26 protein-coding genes are annotated in these 22,152 nt (G+C 40.5%); 4 read left to right on the top strand and 22 right to left on the bottom strand.

Annotated elements, in window-relative coordinates:
* Position 1: 1 nt before the first annotated feature.
* The 11 genes from B7708_RS07315 to B7708_RS07265 all read right to left on the bottom strand — a co-directional run bounded on the left by B7708_RS07315 (position 2) and on the right by B7708_RS07265 (position 9,678).
* Complete coding sequence (locus B7708_RS07315; protein WP_084974827.1) at positions 2 to 1,780, bottom strand: phosphotransferase; 1,779 nt, start codon at positions 1,778 to 1,780, stop codon at positions 2 to 4.
* A gap of 348 nt (positions 1,781 to 2,128) precedes the next feature.
* On the bottom strand, positions 2,129 to 2,839 hold the full coding sequence (locus B7708_RS07310; RefSeq protein ID WP_000062210.1) for an ABC transporter ATP-binding protein: 711 nt from the start codon (positions 2,837 to 2,839) through the stop codon (positions 2,129 to 2,131).
* Positions 2,839 to 3,603, bottom strand: a complete 765-nt coding sequence (locus tag B7708_RS07305; RefSeq protein ID WP_001186014.1) for an ABC transporter ATP-binding protein — start codon at positions 3,601 to 3,603, stop codon at positions 2,839 to 2,841. Before B7708_RS07305 ends, B7708_RS07310 begins: the two co-directional genes overlap by 1 nt.
* Complete coding sequence (locus tag B7708_RS07300) at positions 3,603 to 4,559, bottom strand: branched-chain amino acid ABC transporter permease (RefSeq protein WP_000856262.1); 957 nt, start codon at positions 4,557 to 4,559, stop codon at positions 3,603 to 3,605. Before B7708_RS07300 ends, B7708_RS07305 begins: the two co-directional genes overlap by 1 nt.
* Before the next feature lie 3 nt (positions 4,560 to 4,562).
* Positions 4,563 to 5,432 carry a branched-chain amino acid ABC transporter permease gene (locus B7708_RS07295; protein ID WP_000941418.1) on the bottom strand — a complete coding sequence of 290 codons (870 nt, stop codon included), beginning with the start codon at positions 5,430 to 5,432 and terminating at the stop codon, positions 4,563 to 4,565.
* Between the two features lie 119 nt (positions 5,433 to 5,551).
* Positions 5,552 to 6,712 (bottom strand): ABC transporter substrate-binding protein, encoded by a 1,161-nt coding sequence (locus B7708_RS07290; RefSeq protein WP_000726138.1) that lies wholly within the window; start codon positions 6,710 to 6,712, stop codon positions 5,552 to 5,554.
* Positions 6,713 to 6,798: 86 nt separating this feature from the next.
* Positions 6,799 to 7,068 (bottom strand): YlbG family protein, encoded by a 270-nt coding sequence (locus B7708_RS07285; protein ID WP_000462107.1) that lies wholly within the window; start codon positions 7,066 to 7,068, stop codon positions 6,799 to 6,801.
* A 78-nt stretch (positions 7,069 to 7,146) separates the two neighbouring features.
* Positions 7,147 to 7,737 carry an ATP-dependent Clp protease proteolytic subunit ClpP gene (gene clpP, locus B7708_RS07280; RefSeq protein ID WP_000613467.1) on the bottom strand — a complete coding sequence of 197 codons (591 nt, stop codon included), beginning with the start codon at positions 7,735 to 7,737 and terminating at the stop codon, positions 7,147 to 7,149.
* 178 nt (positions 7,738 to 7,915) lie between these two features.
* Positions 7,916 to 8,545, bottom strand: coding sequence for a uracil phosphoribosyltransferase (gene upp / locus B7708_RS07275; RefSeq protein ID WP_000515974.1), 630 nt, complete (start codon positions 8,543 to 8,545; stop codon positions 7,916 to 7,918).
* A gap of 89 nt (positions 8,546 to 8,634) precedes the next feature.
* The gene (locus B7708_RS07270; RefSeq protein WP_061454501.1) at positions 8,635 to 9,102 is read right to left on the bottom strand and encodes a deoxycytidylate deaminase; all 468 of its coding nucleotides are present in this window, start codon (positions 9,100 to 9,102) and stop codon (positions 8,635 to 8,637) included.
* 18 nt (positions 9,103 to 9,120) lie between these two features.
* Positions 9,121 to 9,678: a TetR/AcrR family transcriptional regulator gene (locus B7708_RS07265; RefSeq protein WP_000003897.1), complete on the bottom strand. Its 558-nt coding sequence runs from the start codon at positions 9,676 to 9,678 to the stop codon at positions 9,121 to 9,123.
* A gap of 124 nt (positions 9,679 to 9,802) precedes the next feature.
* Between B7708_RS07265 and B7708_RS07260 the strand changes: the two genes are divergently transcribed.
* Genes B7708_RS07260 through B7708_RS07245 form a run of 4 tightly spaced genes read left to right on the top strand, consistent with a single transcriptional unit; the run spans position 9,803 to position 12,888 of the window.
* Positions 9,803 to 10,648: a DegV family protein gene (locus B7708_RS07260; protein WP_084974826.1), complete on the top strand. Its 846-nt coding sequence runs from the start codon at positions 9,803 to 9,805 to the stop codon at positions 10,646 to 10,648.
* A gap of 57 nt (positions 10,649 to 10,705) precedes the next feature.
* The gene (locus B7708_RS07255) at positions 10,706 to 11,887 is read left to right on the top strand and encodes a BaiN/RdsA family NAD(P)/FAD-dependent oxidoreductase (RefSeq protein ID WP_084974824.1); all 1,182 of its coding nucleotides are present in this window, start codon (positions 10,706 to 10,708) and stop codon (positions 11,885 to 11,887) included.
* Positions 11,888 to 11,900: 13 nt separating this feature from the next.
* The gene (locus B7708_RS07250; RefSeq protein ID WP_084974822.1) at positions 11,901 to 12,422 is read left to right on the top strand and encodes a DUF1697 domain-containing protein; all 522 of its coding nucleotides are present in this window, start codon (positions 11,901 to 11,903) and stop codon (positions 12,420 to 12,422) included.
* Positions 12,423 to 12,432: 10 nt separating this feature from the next.
* Positions 12,433 to 12,888: an 8-oxo-dGTP diphosphatase gene (locus B7708_RS07245; protein ID WP_084974820.1), complete on the top strand. Its 456-nt coding sequence runs from the start codon at positions 12,433 to 12,435 to the stop codon at positions 12,886 to 12,888.
* A gap of 59 nt (positions 12,889 to 12,947) precedes the next feature.
* Here B7708_RS07245 and B7708_RS07240 read toward each other — a convergent pair whose 3' ends face one another.
* The 11 genes from B7708_RS07240 to mltG all read right to left on the bottom strand — a co-directional run bounded on the left by B7708_RS07240 (position 12,948) and on the right by mltG (position 22,150).
* Positions 12,948 to 13,493 (bottom strand): GNAT family N-acetyltransferase, encoded by a 546-nt coding sequence (locus B7708_RS07240; protein ID WP_084974818.1) that lies wholly within the window; start codon positions 13,491 to 13,493, stop codon positions 12,948 to 12,950.
* 107 nt (positions 13,494 to 13,600) lie between these two features.
* Positions 13,601 to 14,425, bottom strand: a complete 825-nt coding sequence (nadE, locus tag B7708_RS07235; protein ID WP_084974816.1) for an ammonia-dependent NAD(+) synthetase — start codon at positions 14,423 to 14,425, stop codon at positions 13,601 to 13,603.
* On the bottom strand, positions 14,422 to 15,882 hold the full coding sequence (locus B7708_RS07230) for a nicotinate phosphoribosyltransferase (protein WP_084974814.1): 1,461 nt from the start codon (positions 15,880 to 15,882) through the stop codon (positions 14,422 to 14,424). Before B7708_RS07230 ends, nadE begins: the two co-directional genes overlap by 4 nt.
* Before the next feature lie 116 nt (positions 15,883 to 15,998).
* A complete protein-coding gene (locus tag B7708_RS07225) occupies positions 15,999 to 16,487 on the bottom strand; it encodes a DUF6773 family protein (RefSeq protein ID WP_084974812.1) in 489 nt (162 codons plus the stop codon).
* Entirely contained in the window at positions 16,477 to 16,950 is a 474-nt protein-coding gene (locus B7708_RS07220; RefSeq protein ID WP_084974810.1) for a DUF6773 family protein, read from the bottom strand. The genes B7708_RS07225 and B7708_RS07220 overlap by 11 nt, the downstream gene beginning before the upstream one ends.
* Positions 16,940 to 17,149, bottom strand: a complete 210-nt coding sequence (locus B7708_RS07215; protein ID WP_084975479.1) for a helix-turn-helix transcriptional regulator — start codon at positions 17,147 to 17,149, stop codon at positions 16,940 to 16,942. Before B7708_RS07215 ends, B7708_RS07220 begins: the two co-directional genes overlap by 11 nt.
* A gap of 147 nt (positions 17,150 to 17,296) precedes the next feature.
* Positions 17,297 to 17,893, bottom strand: coding sequence for an HAD family hydrolase (locus tag B7708_RS07210; protein WP_084974808.1), 597 nt, complete (start codon positions 17,891 to 17,893; stop codon positions 17,297 to 17,299).
* 59 nt (positions 17,894 to 17,952) lie between these two features.
* Positions 17,953 to 18,363: a GNAT family N-acetyltransferase gene (locus B7708_RS07205; RefSeq protein ID WP_084974806.1), complete on the bottom strand. Its 411-nt coding sequence runs from the start codon at positions 18,361 to 18,363 to the stop codon at positions 17,953 to 17,955.
* A 99-nt stretch (positions 18,364 to 18,462) separates the two neighbouring features.
* Positions 18,463 to 19,827 carry an amino acid permease gene (locus tag B7708_RS07200; protein ID WP_084974804.1) on the bottom strand — a complete coding sequence of 455 codons (1,365 nt, stop codon included), beginning with the start codon at positions 19,825 to 19,827 and terminating at the stop codon, positions 18,463 to 18,465.
* A gap of 76 nt (positions 19,828 to 19,903) precedes the next feature.
* A complete protein-coding gene (gene greA / locus B7708_RS07195) occupies positions 19,904 to 20,386 on the bottom strand; it encodes a transcription elongation factor GreA (RefSeq protein WP_038805600.1) in 483 nt (160 codons plus the stop codon).
* Positions 20,387 to 20,449: 63 nt separating this feature from the next.
* The gene (gene mltG / locus B7708_RS07190) at positions 20,450 to 22,150 is read right to left on the bottom strand and encodes an endolytic transglycosylase MltG (protein ID WP_084974802.1); all 1,701 of its coding nucleotides are present in this window, start codon (positions 22,148 to 22,150) and stop codon (positions 20,450 to 20,452) included.
* Between the last annotated feature and the right edge of the window lie 2 nt (positions 22,151 to 22,152).

Below are 22,152 nucleotides of genomic sequence, written 5' to 3'. Positions count from 1 at the left end.
CTCAATTCTCCTCCAAATATAAATCTAATGCAAGTTTTCCATACTGCTTGGTATAACGATACCAGATGTAGAGAAATTCACCTACTGGTTTTCCAACGCTTTCTTGGAACAGAGCCCACAAAAACCAATAATATGAAGTCACTGATACATAGGCAAAATAGTGACGTTTAGTTTTCTTATCTGGAACTTCTTGTAAATAGATCTCAAGTACCTTTTCAGCTTCTTCTACTGTATAATTTGAACACCCGATAAAGGTTCCTAAATCTCCTGCTGGATCTCCCATACCAGAATATTCCCAATCAATCAAGCTCATTTCGCCAGCTTCATTCAACAAGAAATTCGGGCTATAAGAATCTCCGTGGCAGAGAACCTTTTTCGTTTGCTCTTCTTGTAGAAACTTTTCGAGGACTGAGACATTCTTATCTAACTCTTCAAGCCCATCAAATTCAAAACGATTGCTGGCTTTTAGTTTTTGTCTAAAATCATCAATCCCCTCAAATTGATTAAAGGAATGATTTGTTTTTTCTCCAGATTGGTGCAAACGTCTCAAGAGCTCCATTGCTTTTGCTACATCATCCCAATTATCATAATCTAGTTGCTTGGCATTAGGGATAAATTCTGAAATTTTCCAGCCCTCATCCTTGTTCATGGCAACAAAGGTACGGTCAATCTTCAATTTTGCAGCAATTTCCATGGAAGCCGCTTCACTAGCACGATCGATATAATTCTCCGTTCCTCTACCTGGATGACGGTAAACATATTTCTTCCCTAGGCAGTCAAATGAAAACGAAGTGTTGGTTAAACCGTCCTTTAGAGGTTTAATATTGACAATATCTGAAGCTACACATCCTAATGTCTTACAAATATTATCGATGATTTCCGAATTCGTATTCACCAGATAGTGTTCATCAAACTGACGCAACTCATCTAGTGAATCAAACTCCTTAACAATATCTGCTGAATAATGCCGAGCTTCCAAAGGAAGCTCCTTTACGTGACGGCTATAATAATCTTCCCAGAGCTGTTCGCGATATGGTTCGTGCTTAAATTCAGTTTCTAAAATATCTACGAACTTTTCACTAAATGCACGATCAAAATAAACGTGCCCCACCATAGCCCAAGTATTCGTCCCACCGATTTGAATATCGATAATCGTGTGATTGGAGTCTTCCTTAGAGCAGTATTCGTCTGTGTCCCCTTCTGCAAATATAGTCGAATAATAACCTCTGTAAATGTATCGCTCAAACGGATTTTCCACAAAATAATTATCCGACGAACAAATGTAAGTGTTAGAAAGCTGATCTCTGACTAGCATGAGAGAAGAACAGTTGTTGTACTTGTAGTAATCATTATTTACAACGATTTTAACACCAAATTTTTCTGCCAGATAGAACATTTTTTCTTGCAGATAGCCTACAATAACTGTAATGTCCTCTATCCCAGCTTCTTGCAATTGCTTGATTTCTCTCTCAATCAAACGCTCACCTTTAACTTGGAGAAGCCCTTTTGGAAGCTCATAAGACAAAGGAGCAAAGCGGCTACTCATACCTGCAGCCATGATAATGGCATTCTTCACCTGATACGGAGTCAAAGCCTCCTCACCTAAGTCAGTTAAGTGATTTTCCTCACTGATCCACTTCTCTTCTTTACATTCCTTGAGAAGATTATTTACCGTCCCCAAAGCGATGTCTAGCTGTTCAGCCAATTGTCTCTGCGTAAAGTTTTCGTCTTTGTGAGTCAACAAAAAACGTAAAAGTTTAAATTGTTTTTCTGATAGCATATTTTCAGCCTCTTTGTTCAATATTTTTGTTTATTTAATTATATGATGAACACGTGCTTTTGTCAAGTTAGATTCTATATTAAGAAAACGGATGCTCAAATCAAGTCCATCAAAATAGTAAGCAAACGAAAAAAGAACCCCAAATTTGGAGCTCTTCAAATTCATCTACAAAATAATCCACTGAATTAGATAATTGCTTACCCAATCTCCATCTGCAACCTAAACTAGTCTCCCAGACTAGAGGAGAATTGCTTGCGCAACTCTCATCCACCGACTAAAACAATCCACTGGATCTGATGATTGCTACGCAATCTCTATCTGCCGACTAAAAAGGTCCCCCGGACCTTTTTAGCCACCTAGATATGCTTTTCTGACTTCGTCTGATGCTGCGAGTTCTTTTCCTGTTCCTGATAGGACAATCTTACCTGTTTCAAGCACATAACCGCGGTCAGAAATAGCAAGGGCCTTGTTAGCGTTCTGTTCAATTAGGAGAACCGTTGTTCCTTGCTTCTGAATATCTTGAATGATATCAAAAATTTCTTGGATAAAGATAGGAGCAAGTCCCATTGATGGCTCGTCCAAGAGAAGGAGCTTAGGTGTAGACATAAGAGCGCGTCCCATAGCCAGCATCTGCTGTTCACCACCTGAAAGGGTCGCCGCATCTTGGTTTTTACGTTCTTCCAGACGAGGGAAACGTGAAAAGACTTTTTTCAAGTTGGCTTGATTTTCTTCACGATTTTTCTTTAAAAAGGCTCCCATTTCCAAGTTTTCCATAACAGTCAAACCCGGGAAAACATGGCGTCCCTCAGGAACTTGTGAAAGGCCACCTGCCACGATTTTTTGCGCTGGCATCTTTTGAATTTCTTTTCCTAAAAACTGAATTTTACCAGCACTTGGACGAACCAAACCTGAAAGGGTGCGAAGAATAGTTGTTTTACCAGCGCCATTGGCACCAATCAAGGAAACAACTTCACCTTCATTAACCTCGAAACTTACATCACGAACTGCTTGGATCATACCGTAATGCACAGAGAGGTTTTCAACTTTTAACATAGACATTAGGCTTCACCTCCTAGATAAGCTTCGATAACACGTTTGTTGTTCTTGATCTCATCAGGAGTACCATGAGCAATCAAACGACCATATTCAAGAACATAGATACGCTCAGTGACTTCCATAACCAAATTCATGTCATGTTCGATAAGCATGATGGTAATTTTAAATTCATCTTTGATACGACGGATCAATTCTGTCAATTCAGCTGTCTCTTGTGGATTCATCCCAGCCGCAGGTTCATCCAAAAAGAGGATCTTAGGTTCGGTTGCCAGAGCACGAACGATTTCTAATCGACGTTGTTGGCCATAGGCCAGATTCTTAGCAAGAGTATCTGCGTCACCATCCAAATCAAAAATCTTCAGCAAGTCCAAAGCTTTGCTTTTTAATTCTTCCTCATTCTTATAAAAAGCTGGCAGACGTAGAAAGCTCGCAAGGACATGCTGTTTATGATGATTGCTAAATGCAATCAAAACATTTTCCAAAACTGTCAAGTCCTTGAACAAACGAATATTTTGGAAAGTACGACTGAGACCAAGTGAGGCAATCTTATAGGGAGTTTTCCCATTTAGGAGGTGACCATCTAGTGTCACAGTACCTTCGCTTGGTTCATAAACACCGGTCAAGAGATTGAAAAGGGTTGTTTTACCAGCCCCGTTTGGTCCAATCAAACCAACCAATTCTCCCTCGTTCAATTCAAGAGTGACATCTCCAACAGCTGTTAGACCGCCAAAATGTTTGGTTAACTGTTTAACTTCAAGTAATGCCATTAGTTTTGTCCCTCCTTCTTAGATTTTTTAAAGAAACGTGATAGACTTAATTCCCATGTCCCAAGAAGTCCACCTGGTCTGAAAATCATCACCAATACAAGAGCCAAAGCATAGATAATCATACGTACGCTAGCTACATCTTGAAGGAGCATATTTAAAATTCCTAAAACAATCGCAGAAACGATGGTACCTGTAATAGAACCAAGTCCACCAAATACAACGATAATCAATACGTTGATGGAATTAATAAAGGTGTAATCTTTTGGAACAACAGATCCGATAAAACCAGCCTGAAGTGAACCAGCAATACTTGCTGTAATGGCACCAAAGACAAAAGCGATAATCTTGATCTTTGTAGTGTTTACACCAACGGACTCCGCAGCAATCTCATCCTCACGAACAGATAGAGTAGAGCGTCCGATTGGACTGCGTAAGAAGTTGAGAGTTGCAATAGTTGTGATCACCACAAATAGATAAACCATTTGCCAGTTGGTAAAGTTTGGAATACCCAAGATACCAGCGGCACCATTGGTCAAACTGCCACCATTAATGATAAAGATACGGATGATTTCTGAAACACCTAGTGTTGCAACAGCCAGATAGTCCCCCTTCAAGCGTAGAGTTGGAATCCCAACAAGCAAAGCTACTGCACCAGAAATCAAGGCACCCAAGACCATTGCTCCAAAGAAGGCACCATAGGTTGGTGATTTTGAACCAATAATCGCTGCTGCATAAGCCCCAATTGCCATAAAACCTGCATGACCGAGTGAGAATTGTCCTGAAAAACCGACAATTAAGTTCAAACCTACTGCAAGGATGATATTAATCCCAATTTGTTCTAAAATTTGGACATGGAATAGATTGAGAACACCAGCAGAAACCAGTACACTAATCAATCCATAACCCGCTAACAGAAGGAATAACCAGAGAATATTTACTTTAAGATTTGTCTTCATTGTTTACACCTTCTCTTTCACATTCTTACCAAGGATACCTGCAGGACGAACAATCAGAATCAAAAGCAAGATTCCATATACGATGGCATCACGGAAATCAGACATACCAAAGGCAGTTGCAAAAGTTTCCAACAAACCAATAACAAATCCCCCTAGAGCTGCACCAGGAATAATCCCGATACCGCCAAGAACGGCCGCAACGAATGACTTTAGACCTGGAGTCACACCCATCAAAGGTTCAAGAGAGTTGTAGTAAAGGGCGATGAGGACACCTGCTGCACCAGCAAGGGCTGAACCCAAAGCAAAGGTAAAGCTGATTGTACGATTTACATTAATTCCCATCAATTGAGCTGCGTCACTATCAACTGATACCGCACGCATGGCTTTCCCCATTTTTGTTTTTTGAACAATCACCTGCAATAAAATCATCAGGAGTAAGGAAACTGCTAAAATCATTAACTGAACATTTGTCAAGCTGATTGGCCCCAAATCATAGCGGACTGTTTGAATGGCTTGAGGAAAGGCGCGAGTATTGGCACCGACCAAGTAGACCATTCCATATTCAAGTAGGAAAGACACTCCGATGGCAGTAATCAATACAGCAATACGTGTAGAGTGTCGCAAAGGACGGTAGGCAAGAAATTCAATCACAACACCAAGTAGTGCGGTTCCTACCATTGAAATAATCAAAGCTAAAAAGAAATTCATTTGGAAAGAATTAATCAAAAAGTAACCAATAAAGGCACCCATCATATAAATATCACCGTGGGCGAAGTTGATGAGTTTGATAATTCCATAAACCATGGTATAACCCAGAGCCAAAAGTGCATAAACACTACCCAGAATTAAACCATTCACAAGTTGTTGGAGCATAGCATTCACTCTTTTCTATTGTTATTTTTTAGAAAATTTCTCAATTTTCACAAGTTCATAAACACCGAAACAGGGAGTGAGTCAAAGGCTCATTCCCTATTTCAGCTACTATTCTAATGTTATGGTTTTACAACTTCTGCTGCTTCCACTTTACCATTATTCATGGTCATCATGTAAGCAGTTTTCACTGTGTTGTGATCTGCATCAAAGCTCGTTTGACCAGTCACACCATCAAAGTCTTTGGTTTTAGCAAGGTTGTCCTTGATTTCACCTGAGTTTTTAGCACCTTTTGCAGCATTAGCTACTAGGTAAACTGAGTCATAGGCCAAAGCTGAGAATGTTGAAGGTTCTTCATTGTATTTAGCACGGTAGGCTTCAAGGAAAGCTTTAGCTTTTGCAGAAACATCAACTGTAGTTGAGAATCCTGAGATGAAGTAAATGTTTGATGCTCTTTCAGCAGTTGCTTGTTGAACAAATTCTTCACCGTTAAAGCCGTCACCACCAACGATTGGTTTATCAATTCCCATACCACGTGCTTGGTTTACGATTTTACCTGCTTCTGTGTAGTAACCTGGAACAACGATAGCGTCAAACTCTTTCCCTTTCATTTTAGTAAGGGCTGCTTGGAAGTCTGTATCACCTGCCACAAACGTTTCATCTGCTACAATCTCACCCTTGTACGCTTCGCGGAAAGATTTAGCAATACCTTTAGCATAGTCACTAGCATTGTCCGTATAAAGAACAACCTTCTTAGCGTTCAATTTGTTTGTCACATAGTTTGAAATAATCTTCCCTTGGAAGCTATCTTGGAAAGTTCCGATAAATAGATATTCTTGACCTTTGGTCAATCCATCTTGAGTCGCACTTGGTGAGATCAATGGCACTCCTGCTTGAGTAGCGTTGGCTACAGCCGCAGCAGTTGCACCAGATGTCGCAGGTCCTACGATAGCTGTAACTTTTGATTGGGTAACTAGGTTAGTTGTAACAGAGGCAGCCTCAGCAGTTTCAGATTTGTTATCTTTATCCACAACTTCGATTTGTTTTCCATCGATACCACCTGCAGCATTGATTTCATCAACAGCAAGTTGGGCACCTTTTTGTTCAGAAGTACCATAGGCAGCTACAGCACCTGTTTCTTCAAAGTTAAAACCGATTTTGATAGTCTTTTCGTCTACTGGGTTACCAGTTGTATTTGACGCTCCTGACTTGACCTCTCCACAGGCAGCGAGAAGGGCCACACTAGCAAGAGCCACAAAAGATAGGGCAAATTTTTTCTTCATGTTAATCTCCTTATAGTTGTTTCAAAAATAGTATGTTAAGAATATACCGAATTATCAGAAAATTGTCAACACATTTATCTCATTTTTTAAATGATAACGTTTTCCTCAGTGCGATAGAGATTGCCAACAAAGGGAGTTTCTAACTCTTGAATGTGGCAACGTCTTATTTTTTTGATAAATCTTTCCTTACCTAATCTCTCAACTAAGTCATCTAGCTCCTCAGTTGGAACATAGAGCTGCAAGTAACGATGCTTCTTAGAATGGTAACAGATGTCACCGTATTCCTGAAGTTTTTTTGCATCTCGATTATAGTAAAGATAGATGATTAATCCTGATCGATTTGTTTTTTCAAACATGAGGAATCCTCTTTCTAAGAAATCTTCCCCTATTATACCAAAAAAAGCAAACTCCGTCGAGTTTGCTTTCTAGGTTGCTTAGCTTAAAGAATTGTTGGCCATGATTTCATCAATAAAGCCATATTCGAGCGTTTCTTGGGCACTCATCCAGTAATCACGTTCCGCATCTGCATGAATTTGCTCGACTGATTTACCAGAGTTATCTGCAAGGATTTGCTCCAAAGTCTTACGAGTTTTAAGCAAGTGCTCTGCAGCGATTGCCATATCTGTTTGTTGGGTACCACCACCTGTACCACCCATTGGTTGGTGAATCATGTACTCCGCATTTGGAAGCATGAAACGTTTGCCTTTTGCGCCACTTGATGCAATGACAGTCCCCATGGATGCAGCCATTCCCATAACGATTGTTTGGACATCTGCCTTGATAAAGTTCATGGTATCAACGATTGCCAAACCAGCTGAAACAGAACCTCCAGGTGTGTTGACATAAAGGTAAATATCCTTTGTGCTGTCTTGGGCATCCAAGAAGAGCAACTGGGCAATAACTGAGTTGGCCATATTGTCTTCGACTGGACCTGTTAGCATGATAATGCGGTCTTTCAAAAGACGAGAGTAAATATCATAGGAACGTTCTCCACGGCTTGTTTGTTCAATAACTACAGGAATCATTCATTTCTCCTTTTAATGTTGAATTTTCTTAGTCATGCGACTCGATACAGAACTATTATATCTTTTTGGTCAAAAAAGGTCAAATTTTTGCTCTATACTATCGACAGAATCAAAAATTCAACCTCCTCGCGAAATTAGAAACATCCTCCAATTTCATCTTTAAGACTCTATCTGAGTCTTATTTCGTACCGAACAAACGGTCTCCAGCATCTCCAAGACCTGGTACGATATAACCGTGTTCATTCAAGCGTTCATCCAAGGCCGCAGTAAAAATTTCTACATCTGGGTGAGCTTCTTGAAGAGCTTTCACTCCTTCTGGAGCAGATACTAGGCAGACAAACTTGATATTTGAAGCACCACGTTTTTTAAGGGAATCTACAGCCAAGATTGCTGACCCACCTGTTGCCAACATTGGGTCCACTACAAAGATTTGACGTTGGTCAATGTCCTCAGGCAATTTCACCAAGTATTCAACTGGTTGAAGGGTTTCTTCATCACGGTACATACCAATATGTCCAACTTTTGCTGCTGGAACCAAGCTCAATAGTCCATCGACCATTCCGATACCTGCACGCAAGATTGGGACAATCGCCAATTTTTTACCAGCCAATTGTTTTTGAACTGTTTTTGTGATTGGTGTTTCGATTTCCACATCTTCAAGTGGAAGATCACGAAGTACTTCATATCCCATCAACATTGCAATCTCATCTACGAGCTCACGAAAAGCTTTTGTAGAAGTGTCTGTACGACGCAAGATTGACAATTTGTGTTGAATAAGTGGATGATTAATGACTTCAATTTTTCCCATTTTCTGAATTCCTTCTTTCGATTTATTCTTCTCATTATATCAAAAAACGGTTTAAAAAGCTTTCTAAACCATTCATTTTTTTATAAATTCTAAATTAAATTGGCTTCTTGAAGAGCTGTCTGAACAGTCTCAAGCGGTAAATGGGTCAACTCGGTCCCTTTTTCTTGATAGAGGTATTTGGCATAGTCGTCCATACGATACTGATTGATATAAACTACACGTTCGCAGCCGACTTGTAAGAGTTGTTTTGTACAATTCAAACAAGGGAAATGGGTCACATAGGCTGTAAATCCTTTAGGGACTCCACGTTCGGCTCCTTGTAAGATGGCATTGACCTCGGCATGAAGGGTTCGGACGCAGTGTCCTTCAATGACAAGACATTCGTGGTCGATGCAGTGCTCCGTTCCTGATACAGAACCATTGTAACCTGTTGAAATGACCTTATTATCCTTGACTAGGACAGCACCTACTTTGGCGCGTTTACAAGTAGATCGATTGGCAATCAGTAAGGCCTGGGCTGCAAAGTACTCATCCCAAGCCAGTCTTTTTTCTGTCATAAGTCTTCTCCTCTTCCTCTATTTTTTGAAAAATGGCAAGCGTAAATCAGCAATCTTTTCAGCTGGAACCTTCATGCCATCCTTGATCCATTTAAGCAGAACCGATACGATGGCAGAGCTCCAAAACGAATGAAGGTAGCTGCTAACGCCTTTTGACTTTCCGTGGTATTTTTCTAGAAATTCCTGCATGGCTTGGACAAAAATCTTTTCCAAATGGTAGTCCAGAGCAAGTTGAATAACCTTGGCTTCTTTCTTTGCTGCGCGGAAAAGGTGAACCCAGACCAGATAAAGGTCTGTTTTGACATCGTAGTGGCTCAACTGTTCCATGATATTATGAACACTGCGTTTAAAGACGCTTTCCAAAATCTCTTCTTTGGAGTCATAGTTACGATAAAAGGCAGCGCGTGAGACACCCGCCCGCTTGACCAACTCTGAGATACTAATCTTAGCCAAGTCTTTTTTCTCTAGAAGTTGCAAAAGCGCCGTCTCGATCGCTTCTCTGGTCAAAAAATTGGATTCTTGATTGGATTTTCTGAGATTTTCAAGAGATTTTTCAGATATTTTACGTTCAGACATAACAATTTCTTTCTACTTGTGACAACAGAGAGGTGGTACTTTTGTTTCAAGGGCTTTCATGATATAATTGTAAAAAAAGACAGAACCTTTGTCAATGTATAAGTGACAAAGATGGAGAATTTCTATGACTTGGAAGATTGTGGCTGACTCGGGTTGTGATTATCGTCAATTGGTAACTCCCGCTATTGATACTGAATTTGTTAGTGTTCCTTTAACCATTCAAGTAGCTGATCAGGTCTTTATCGATGATGCCAATCTTAACATTGACCACATGATGGAAACCATGTATGCGACTTCTGAGGCTTCAAAATCAGCTTGTCCTAGCCCTGATGATTACTTGCGTGCATTTGAAGGTGCTAAGCATATCTTTGTCGTTACTATCACTGGTACCCTTTCTGGTAGCCATAATAGTGCACAGCTCGCTAAAAATATTTACCTCGAAGAACACCCTGACACTCAGATTCATGTGATTGATAGTTTATCTGCAGGTGGGGAAGTTGACTTGCTCGTAGAAAAATTAAACGACTTGATTGACCAAGGACTTTCTCATGAGGAAGTTGTTGAAGCTATTACAGCCTACCAAGAAAAAACGAAGTTGCTTTTTGTCCTTGCTAAGGTAGATAACTTGGTAAAAAATGGTCGTTTGAGCAAGCTTATCGGTACGGTCGTTGGCCTTCTCAACATCCGTATGGTTGGGGAAGCAAGTGAAACTGGAACCCTAGAGCTTCTTCAAAAGGCTCGTGGTGCTAAAAAGTCCCTTCAAGCAGCCTATGAAGAACTCATCAAGGCTGGCTATGCTGGTGGTCGTATCGTCATGGCTCATCGCAGCAATGAAAAATTCTGTCAGCAATTGTCAGACCGCTTGCTGGAAACATTCCCACAAGCCAATATCAAAATCCTCCCAACGTCTGGTCTCTGCAGTTTCTATGCAGAAGATGGCGGTTTGTTGATGGGATATGAAATTAACTAAGATTATGAGCAACAAGAGATGCCAAGCATCTCTTATTTTTTGTGGTACAATAGAGCTATGAAACATTTTGATACTATTGTCATCGGTGGAGGTCCTGCTGGCATGATGGCTACGATTTCCAGTAGCTTTTATGGTCAGAAAACTCTTCTCATCGAAAAAAATCGGAAACTGGGTAAAAAATTGGCCGGTACAGGCGGCGGTCGCTGCAATGTGACCAACAATGGAACTTTAGATGACCTACTGGCTGGCATCCCTGGGAATGGGCGCTTTCTTTACAGCGTCTTCTCTCAGTTTGATAACCATGATATCATCAACTTTTTTACAGAAAATGGAGTCAAACTAAAGGTTGAGGACCACGGTCGCGTCTTTCCTGCTAGCGACAAATCTCGAACCATTATTGAAGCTTTGGAGAAGAAAATCACTGAACTCGGTGGTCAAGTCGCTACTCAAACAGAGATTGTTTCGGTTAAAAAGGTAGATAACCAGTTTGTCCTTAAGTCCGCAGACCAAACTTTCACTTGTGACAAACTGATTGTCACAACAGGTGGTAAATCTTATCCTTCTACTGGTTCGACTGGTTTTGGACACGAGATTGCCCGCCATTTTAAGCACACTGTGACCGAGCTTGAGGCCGCTGAAAGTCCTTTATTAACAGATTTTCCACACAAAGCGCTTCAGGGGATTTCGCTGGACGATGTGACCCTAAGCTATGGCAAGCATGTTTTCACCCACGACCTGCTCTTTACCCACTTTGGCCTATCAGGTCCTGCTGCTCTACGTATGTCCAGCTTTGTCAAGGGTGGGGAAGTCCTTTCTTTGGATGTCTTACCTCAACTTTCTGAGAAGGACTTGGTGACATTTCTAGAAGAAAACCGTGAAAAATCCTTGAAAAATGCTTTAAAAACTTTGCTTCCAGAACGCTTGGCAGAATTTCTTGTGCAAGGCTATCCTGAAAAAGTCAAACAACTGACTGAAAAGGAACGTGAACAACTTCTCCAGTCCATCAAGGCACTCAAAATCCCTGTGACTGGCAAAATGTCTCTTGCCAAGTCCTTTGTCACCAAAGGAGGCGTCAGTCTTAAGGAAATCAATCCTAAAACTCTGGAAAGTAAGCTAGTACCTGGGCTTCACTTTGCTGGGGAAGTTTTAGACATCAATGCCCACACGGGTGGTTTCAACATCACATCTGCCCTCTGCACTGGCTGGGTGGCAGGCTCAAATCCAATAAATACCAAATAAGAAAGGAAGCCCTTTGGAACATATTATTTTACTAAGAGGCGTTACTCCTAATGGAAAAAATGCTATCCCGAAAATGTCTTATTTGGTAGATATTCTGACAGAAGCTGGTTTTCAACACGTTCGAACCTATATTCAAAGTGGGAATATCATTCTTGAAAGTGACTTATATTTAGAAGAAATACGAGAACGCGTTCATACTTTGATAAAGGAAAAAATTGGAGCCGACTTAAAAATGGTTATCAAGAATAAGAACGATTTTGAAAAGATTGTTCATGAGAACCCATTTAGAGAAGACTATCTTCATGATCGTGTACATGTGATTCTTTATCAGGAATTTATCCAAAGTCTGCCACTAGAAAAATTGAAAGCTGACTACGGTGAGGAAGAAATTTGTGCAGGCGATCACTGTCTCTACCTCTATCTCCCTAGAACTGCAAAACGAAAAAAGCTCAATACCAACTATCTTGAAAAACTTTTTGGCGTGGATTTGACCATGCGAAAGTTAAACGTCGTGGAAAAGTTACTAACAAAATAGGAAAAACAATATGAACAGACAAGAATTAGTCGAATTTGTCAACATGTGCATGATTAAAAACGGAAACAAAGTTCTAGTTCAAAATCGAGTTAGTCCCGACTGGCCCGGCATCACTTTTCCTGGTGGTCATGTAGAGCGTGGGGAATCTTTTACCGACGCAGTTATCAGAGAAGTCAAGGAAGAAACTGGACTAACCATATCCAAACCTCAACTTTGTGGTATCAAAGACTGGTACGATGACGAGGATTACCGCTATGTCATCCTCTTTTACAAGACAGAACACTTTACTGGTGAACTCCAATCTTCAGACGAAGGTACTGTTTGGTGGGAAGAATTTGAAAATCTGTCTCATCTGAAACTTGCAACTGAGGATATGTCAGACATGCTGCGTGTTTTTTTAGAAGACGATTTAAGTGAATTCTTTTACTACAAAGACGGTGACGACTGGCTTTATGAGTTAAAATAAAAGAGCAGAAGAAAATGACCTGAGCTTCAAAAGTTAGATTTTGAAGCCCAGGTCATTTCTTAGTTCTTTTTAATCTGGTAATAAATAAGGTCCGCAACGTAGTCTTTTCTCTCAACCCCATTGGCAATGGTTTTTAGATAGGTCATTCCAGCCTTTTCCATGACTCGGCCTGAAGCTGGGTTGAGACTGGCATAACGTGCTTTAACTTTTTGAAAACCTGCTCGAGTAAAACAGAAGTCTAAGACAGCTTTCAAGGCCTCCGTCATCATACCACTGCCCCAATAGTTTTTCCCTAAAATATAGCCAATTTCACAACAAGAATCATTCTCATCCATTGCAACGATGCTGATATCTCCAATCACTTGCTCTGGGTTTTCCTTTAGACAAATGGCCCATTTGTAATAGTTGGGATTGGTATAGGAGGCAACCCAATTTCGAATCGAGTTCCGAGTCACCTCAACATCAGGATGAGGATCCCAGGTGACATAGGTCAGATTCTCAACAGACGAAGCCCAATTTTGAAACATAGCTTCCGCATCACTCTCCACAAATCTTCTCAAAATCAAACGTTCTGTCTGTAACATTTGCGTACCGATTGTTTTCATAATGTTACCTCGCTTTCTCAGCTTAAGGCAAGGAGCTAAAAAAGTCCACTGGACCTTCTTCGCTTTCTCATTTCTAGGCTCAGGGTAAAAACCTCCACTGGAGGTTTTTACTCCCAGAAGTCATCAAATACGGTGATTGGTAGGTGGCGTTTGTGTTGTCCTTTATGCCACCAATTTTCAATAGTCGCTTGGGCTTCTGGACTGATGGTTTTGCCTTCAAGGTAGTCATCAATTTCATTGTATGTGACTCCCAAGGCTACTTCGTCTGCAATACCTGGCTTTTCTTCTTCCAAATCTGCTGTTGGGATTTTTTCATAAAGTGCTGGGTCTGCACCAAGCACCTTCAAGAGTTGCTTCCCTTGACGTTTATTGAGGCGGTAAAGAGGGAGAATATCTGCACCACCGTCACCAAACTTGGTAAAAAAGCCTGTGATATTTTCCGCAGCATGGTCTGTTCCAATAACCGCACCACTATGTGCCCCTGCAAGCGCATATTGAGCAATCATGCGACTACGAGCCTTGATATTTCCCTTATTAAAGTCTGAAACAGAGCTTCCTGTCGCTTCAACTGCTACTGTCATAGCATCAGCTGATTCCTTGATATTCACAACCAAGCTGACATCCGGCTGGATGAAAGCGAGGGCTTTTTGAGCATCTGCTTCATCAGCCTGCACTCCATATGGCAGGCGAACAGCGATAAATTGGTAGCTGTCATCTCCTGTCTCTGCTCGCATTTCTTCCATCGCTAATTGCGCCAAGCGCCCTGCTAAGGTTGAGTCTTGTCCTCCAGAAATACCTAGTACAAAAGTTTTAAGGAAGGGGTGTTTTTTCAAGTATCTCTTTAAGAAGTCAATCGAACGACGAATTTCTTCCTGGGCATCAATCACTGGTTTGACGCCCAGTTGCTGGATAATGGTCTCTTGCAAACTCATTCTTCTTCTCCTTCACCAAGGGCTTCCTTGCGCATCTTATCAATCAAATCCATCTTATCTTGCCAAATATCACGCGCCAAGTCTACTGGATAGTGCTGCGGATTGAGCACGCGCTTGTATTCATCCCATAACTTGTCAAATTCCTTACGTGCATAGGCCTGAATCTCAGTCAAACTAGGCAAGCTATAAACTAATGTTCCTGCTTTGAAAATATCCACTAAGAGAGGAACGGCATCAAAATTACGAACGGTCTTTTTGATGTAGGTATAGGTCGGATGGAACATTTTGATTTCAGTCATATTGGAAACATCAACACCATCATAAGTGATGTAGTCGCCTTCTGACTTGCCTTTTTCACGACTGGTAATGCGCCACACCTGTTTCTTACCTGGCGTAGACACTTTTTCAGCATTATTAGACAGTTTGATGGTATTGCGCATCTGACCATTTTCATCTTCAATAGCCACAATCTTATAAACTGCACCAAGAGCAGGCTGGTCATAGGCTGTAATCAACTTGGTTCCCACACCCCAGACATCAATTTTGGCCTTTTGCATCTTAAGGTTGAGGATAGTATTTTCATCTAGGTCATTTGAAGCATAAATCTTAGCCTCTGTAAAGCCAGCCTCGTCTAGTTGCTGACGAACTTTCTTGGAAATGTAGGCAATATCCCCAGAGTCAATCCGCACACCCATAAAGTTAATCTGATCACCCAACTCACGCGCCACCTGAATGGCAGCTGGCACACCGATTCGCAACGTATCATAAGTATCTACTAGAAAGACACAGTCACGATGGGTTGACGCATAAGCCTTAAAGGCTTCATAGTCGTTCCCATAAACTTGTACCAAGGCATGGGCATGGGTCCCCAAGACAGGGATACCAAAGAGTTTACCAGCACGCACGTTGCTGGTTCCATTGGCGCCACCAATCACCGCTGCTCGTGTTCCCCAGATAGCTGCATCCATTTCTTGTGCACGACGTGTCCCGAACTCCATCAAGGGTTCATCCTCAATGACCGAACGAATACGTGCTGCCTTGGTCGCTATTAAGGTTTGAAAGTTAACGATGTTTAAGAGAGCCGTTTCAACCAATTGACATTGGGCTAGAGGGCCTTCCACCTGCACAATCGGTTCATTAGCAAAAACCAAATCTCCTTCCTGGGCAGAACGAACCGTCAACTCCAACTTGAGATTGCGGAGGTAGTCCAAGAATTCTCCATGATACCCAAGTGACTCTAAATAAGTAATATCGCTATCTGAAAAGCGCAAATCTTCAAGATAGTTCACAATTCTTTCCAAACCAGCAAAAACTGCGTAGCCGTTCTGAAAAGGTTGCTGGCGGAAATAAACTTCAAAGACCGCCTTTTTATTGTGAATCCCTTGGTCAAAGTAAACTTGCATCATATTGATCTGGTACAAGTCCGTGTGCAATGTCAAACTATCATCTGGATACATTTGTTTTCCTTCTTCCTTCTTTATAAAGGTATGAACGTATTCTACCACTTTCACACCGTCCGATAAATTAGTACTATTATAACACATTTTACCGAGATTGATAAAAAGCTAACAAGCTATTCTCCATTCTCCAGTTCATCCATATCTTGCTCAAACTTTTTTTGAGCCCATTCCCCATAACTTTTAAGGCCGAGATTGCCGATAAAAACCCAAGGAAGATAAATCAGATAAGTAATCGCCCAAGCAGACAAGTATTTAAAGTTCAGAGGATTGTGCTGATAAATTTCGATATTGAATTGATAATTCTGCAACATCAAGAGAGTCGTAATAGCGAGAGTTACCAGCAAACACCCTCCAATCGTAAAATGAAAACGACTATAGTAGCTCACTCCAAGATGTCGTGCACGATTGAAAAAGAAGAAAATTCCTAAAAGAAGGGTAACCAGAAGAATATTAGGATTAAAAAGAGCAGGTGCTAATACAGCCACCAAATAACTTAGCAGAATGAGCCCGATAAACATATAAAAAGACTCTGTCCCAGCTTTGTTAATCAGTTGTTCTTCTCTTTCGTCTAATAATTGATAATAAAAAAATCTATTTTTCATCTTCTTCCTCCCAAACTTGCTGATTTCTGCGATTCAAGTATAGGATAACTCTATCCATAGAATAACTCCCAACGAGATAGATGATAACTGCTAGAACCACTTTTAGGGAGTACTTCCAAGTCAATAGATTGACTAGTTCCTCGCGATTGCCTACGATATCAATCAATAAAACCACTATAGAAAATCCCAAAGCAGATAAAATCCTTTCTTTTCCAGTATTCTCAACAATATCTCGAATGTCAATTCCAACATACATGCGGCGAATAATGGCATACAAACCAACTCCGAACAATAAAAGTAATTCTGGCAAATAGGACAGAAGTGTTAAATTGAAAATATAAACTTTGGCAAAAATTTCCAGTGCCAAAAATAGGCATATTCCCAAGAGAATTTCTCCTGAAATCTTTCCATCCAATTTTTCCGTACGTTCATCTTTGATCACAAGTTTTTTTCTATTTTTCATCTTCGTCCTCCCAAAATAATTGATCTAAAGTTTTGCCTAAGCATCTGCAAATGGACTGGCAGAGCGAGAGACTCGGATTGTATTTTCCAGCTTCAATCAAGCCTATAGTCTGCCTCGTAACCCCGACAGCTTCTGCCAAATCCCCTTGTGTTAAATCACGCTCTACCCGAGCTAATTTTAATTTTAAATTTTTAGCCACTAGCATCCTCCTTCACATTTTTAAAAAGTTGCGCTTCTTTTAAAAACATTATACCATATATCTAACTCGATGCAATATATAAATGTCATTTTGTAAGATTTTATTAACAAAAAAACTCTCTACCACAGAAAATAGAGAGTTTTGAATTTAAATATAGGATTTCAAAATATCGACGACATCACTTCTTTTCTTGACCTGATAGGCCTTGATGCCCAATTTTTCAGCTGCGCTTGTATTGTCCTCAATATCGTCTAGAAAGATACAATTTGCGGGATCTAGCTGGTATTTGTCAAGAATCTCCTTAAACATTGCCAAATCAGGCTTTATAGCTTTTATATCACAGGATAGGACAAAACCATCTAAAAGCTCCTTTAAGGGAGATAATTGCTCATCCAGCAAGTCATAAAATACCTTTGAGGTATTGGACAAGACAAAGATGCGATCCCCCTTTTTCTTTAGTTCTGACAAAACAGGAAAGACTTCCCTATAAATATCAATGTAGCTAGGCCAATTCCAGATAACTTCTTCGACCTTCTTTTGATAGGTACTTCCAATCATCGACACAACTTTAAGCACCAATTCTTCTCTAGACATAGTCCCAAGATCTAATCTTTCCCAAAGCCCCGACTGAAAAATGGTCTTATCTAAAATCAGATAATCTTTCTTCGTATCTGAAACACCTTGTAGAATCTTATCCTTATCCCATTCTAATAAGACGTTGCCCATATCTAGTATTATATCCATTAGCCCACCTCCATAGTGATGTGAAGATTTCCTCTTTGATTTATACTTTCATATTCAGCTTACAAATCCTTTTGGTAATAAAATCTTTGCCCTGTGTAGGGATAGTCTTGCAAGGTAAAGACCTCCTTGTAGCCATGCCTTTGGTAAAAATCTGGCGCTTGAAACTGGTAAGTATTGACAAAAGCAAAACGACAGTTTCGATTCTTGGCTTCATTTTCAGCTCGTTGCAATAGTTTTGAACCAATTCCCTGTCCCCGTAATTCCTCTTTCACAAACAAATACTCGATTTCCAACCAATTTCCGAAAGTCTCTGCTACCAAGCCCGCCAAGAGATTGCCCTTTTCGTCTTCGACATAAAGATTCAGTGGCTCGCTTTCAGCCTCTTCTCTTTTGGAACGATTATAAGCACGAATCAGATTTCCTATTTCTTGCGCTTTCTGGGACGCTTTTTTTTCCAATCTAAAGTGCATCCAAACCTCCTTCGAACTGTTACAGCTTGATTATAATCTTATTTCAATAGACTGTCAAACTAAAAAGAACTCACCAAGCAAAGTTGATGAGTTCATGATTTATTTCCTAAATTTCCACTGACTATAAATTCCGAAACCGATAATCCAGATACCAGAACCAACTGCCCCCATGAAGGTAGACTCTTGTAAAAAGAGGGTTACAAAGACAAAGATAAAGAAGAGCATGGTTAAAGGATTTAAGAAACGATACTGAGGCATGAGGTAGCCATCCGCCATGAAGTCTTGTGACTTGCGGTATTTGAGATGAGCCACCATGATCAAGATATAAATCGCGATGTAAACACCTGATGAAGACGCCGTAATCAAAGCAAAGGCATCGGAAACGCCTGGCAACACATTGATAAAGGCAGCCAGAGCAATCAAGATTGCTGAAGCAATAATAGCATTTTGTGGAACATTATGGCGAGAAAGAGTATCTGCCTTGATCGCTTTTAAAAAGCGATTGGGTGAATCATGGGCAATCTGGTAGAGGTGTCGCCCTGTTGAATAGAGGGTTGAATTAAGAGCAGATGCTGCCGACGTCAAAACAACGAAGTTAATCAGAGCTGCCGCCCACTTGATACCTGCTAGCTCAAAAACCGTTACAAATGGTGAATCTGAAGAAGCAAGTTCTCTCCAGGGAATGATAGACATAATAGCCAATAGGGCTCCACCATAGAAGAAGACAATTCGGAGGGGAATTTCTTTAACTGCTTTTGGCAAAACCTGACGAGGATTCTTGGTTTCAGAAGTTGTCACTCCGATAAACTCAATCATCAGATAGGCAAAAAATACCATTTGAAAGGCCATGACAAAGTTCATAACACCGTTTGGAAAAAGAGAGAACTGATCGCTGATATTTGCCAAACTTGCAGTACCATGCGGTGTCTCAAATCCAGTTAAAACCATAAAGGCTCCCGTTGCAATCATAGCTAAAATAGCCACAATCTTAACCATAGCAAACCAAAACTCGACTTCTCCAAAGAGCTTAACCGCAATCAGATTGACCAAGGCCAAAATCGTTAAAAAGACAATCTGAATCAACCAACTAGGCCAGCTCGGAAACCAAAACTGAACATAATGCGAAATCGCAGTGATTTCTGCCATACCGATAAAGACGACAGACAACCAATAAGACCAAACTGAGAAATAACCCCAGCCTTTCCCCAAATGACGGGTGATAAAGTTGATAAAAGTATGTTGTTCTGGATCCTGATACAGCATCTCCCCAACAGCCCTCATCATCAAAAACATAAAGGCTCCTGTAATCATGTAAATCAGGATGATAGAAGGTCCAGTAAGGCTGATAGAACGACCAGCACCTAGGAAAAGACCTGTTCCGATTGTTCCCGCAATAGCCATCACCTGAACATGGCGATTGGTTAGACCACGTTCCATCTTATTTTTCTTCTTATTTTCACTCATATAGTCTCCTATTTATTCAAAAAACCAAAAAGGAGTTGAGCAAGTCAAAACCTCTACTACTCCTTTTTCATTCTATTTAGGCTGTTTTTTCAACCTTTAAGATTTTGACATCATAGCTACCAACTGGTGTCTCGATGGTCGCTGTATCACCAGTCTTTTTACCGATCAAGGCTTGTCCAATCGGGCTCTCATTTGAAACCTTACCAGCAAAAGCATCTGCACCTGCAGAACCGACGATGATATAGACTTCTTCGTCATCTTCACCGACTTCTTGGATTGTTACAGTCTTACCGATAGCTACCTCATCTTGGGCAACTGCATCACTATTAACGATTTCAGCATAGCGAATTTTAGTTTCTAAGCTTGAAATTTGTCCTTCAACAAAAGCTTGTTCATCTTTCGCTGCTTCGTACTCGCTGTTCTCTGAAAGGTCTCCGTATGAACGAGCAATTTTGATACGTTCTACCACTTCAGGACGACGAACGAGTTTCAACTCCTCTAATTCTTTTTCTAGTTTTTCCTTTTCTTCAAGGGTCATTGGGTAAGTTTTTTCTGCCATTTTTCTCAACTTTCTTTTCTTAATTTGTTTTTAAAACAAAATTATGTGGAAAACCACATAATTTTAGTTTGAACTACTTGATTGTGTTAATTTGCTATTGATATGTTCTGCAACGTTTTGATCATGTTCTTCTTTGGTCGTTGCGAAATACACTTTACCATCTTCGACATTGGCTACAAAGTATAAGTAGTCACTCTTTGTCTGATTTACACTTGCTTCGATGGCATCCAGACTTGGACTGTCTACTGGTCCAGGCATGAGCCCAAGGTGTGTGTAAACGTTGTATGGTGAATCAATCGTTGTATCAATTCCAGCGTCATCTGCTAAACTAATCTTTTGACCAAGTTTTCCTTGAGCATATAGGATAGCGATATTACTTTGAAGTGGCATACCGAGATTCAAGCGGTTATAGAAAACACCTGCAATTTTCTTTCGGTCTTCTGTATTAGCACCTTCTTTTTCAACAAGAGAAGCGATGCTGAGTAATTCATTGACTGTCAGATTCTTTTCTTTAATTGAGGCGTAATATGATGCCATGGTCTTATCCATCGCAGCTAACATCTCATCAATCAAACTTTCAACTGTAGTGCTTTCTTTGATGGTATAAGTTGCTGGGAAAAGGTAACCTTCTAGGCGATAACGAACGCCACTGTCTTTTGTTGGAAGACTTCCAAGTAGGTTTGGATACTTGGCTACTAATTGTGAGATAAAGGTCTCATCTTGAGCTTTTGCCAAGAAAGCATCCGCAGTAAGAGGTTCTTTAAATTCACCTTGAAGTTGTCCTACTGTTTGAGCGATTTGCTCTAATGTATAGCCTTCTGGAATTGTCAAATTTGCAAGAACAGGTGCCTGAGCTTCAGGAGTTCCACCTTTTTGCAATTCTTGAATCAACTCATCCGTACTCATGCTCTTCTTCAAGTTATAATAACCTGATTTTAAGTCTGCGCCCTTATATTTAGCATAAAAGCTAAAGATAAGTCCATGTTTAACCAAACCAGATTTTTCCAAGGTGCTACCAATTTCTTGAATATTTGAACCTTCTGGAATTTGAACCGTTACGTAGTCCTTAGAGCTCGCATCAACTGGTTTCAAAGATTCTTGAACATAACCATAACCAAAGAAGCCACCAATGCCTCCAAGCACTAGAAGAACTAGGAAAGTAAGCAAGCAACCTTTAGCTTTTGATTTCTTCTTTTTCTTAGCTGGCTTTGTTCCTTCACGACGACTGCGTCGTGGAGCATCCGCTAAATCATCAACTTGCTCAACTGGAGCAGGCACTACATTCTCCACAACAGGAGGGACTGGTTCTTCTTTTTTGTCATCTGTTTTATAGGAAACAGCCACTTTAGTTGGAGTAGTATTAAACTCTTTCTCTTCCTTTTTAGGCTCTACAGCATCAATCTTGGCTGATGCTGGCTCCTCTAGTTTTGACTCTTCCGGTTCTGTTGCTGTTGCTTCGCTTGATTCAAAACTTGGACGTGGTGGCACACTTGGGGCATTTTTTAGGATTTCATCCACAGTCGACAGAGAATCTGCCATTAAATCTTCTGTAGCAAGATTGGATTCTTGTTCAGAAGGGGCAGGTGGAGTTACTTGAGAAGATGGAGTTGGGGTGGTAGTTGGACTTTCATCCTCTTTTCCTCTTCTTTCTCTCTCTCTAACTCTCTCTAAATCGCGTAAAATCTGTTCTTTAAAGCTTAATGTTTCTTCTTCTCTTGATTTCTCGCTCAAAAGCTTTACCTCCTTGTTGGCAATCCATAACATTA

The organism is Streptococcus oralis subsp. dentisani (assembly GCF_002096615.1).
GTDB lineage: Bacteria > Bacillota > Bacilli > Lactobacillales > Streptococcaceae > Streptococcus > Streptococcus oralis_U.
This window is presented reverse-complemented; position numbering and strand designations above follow the sequence as displayed.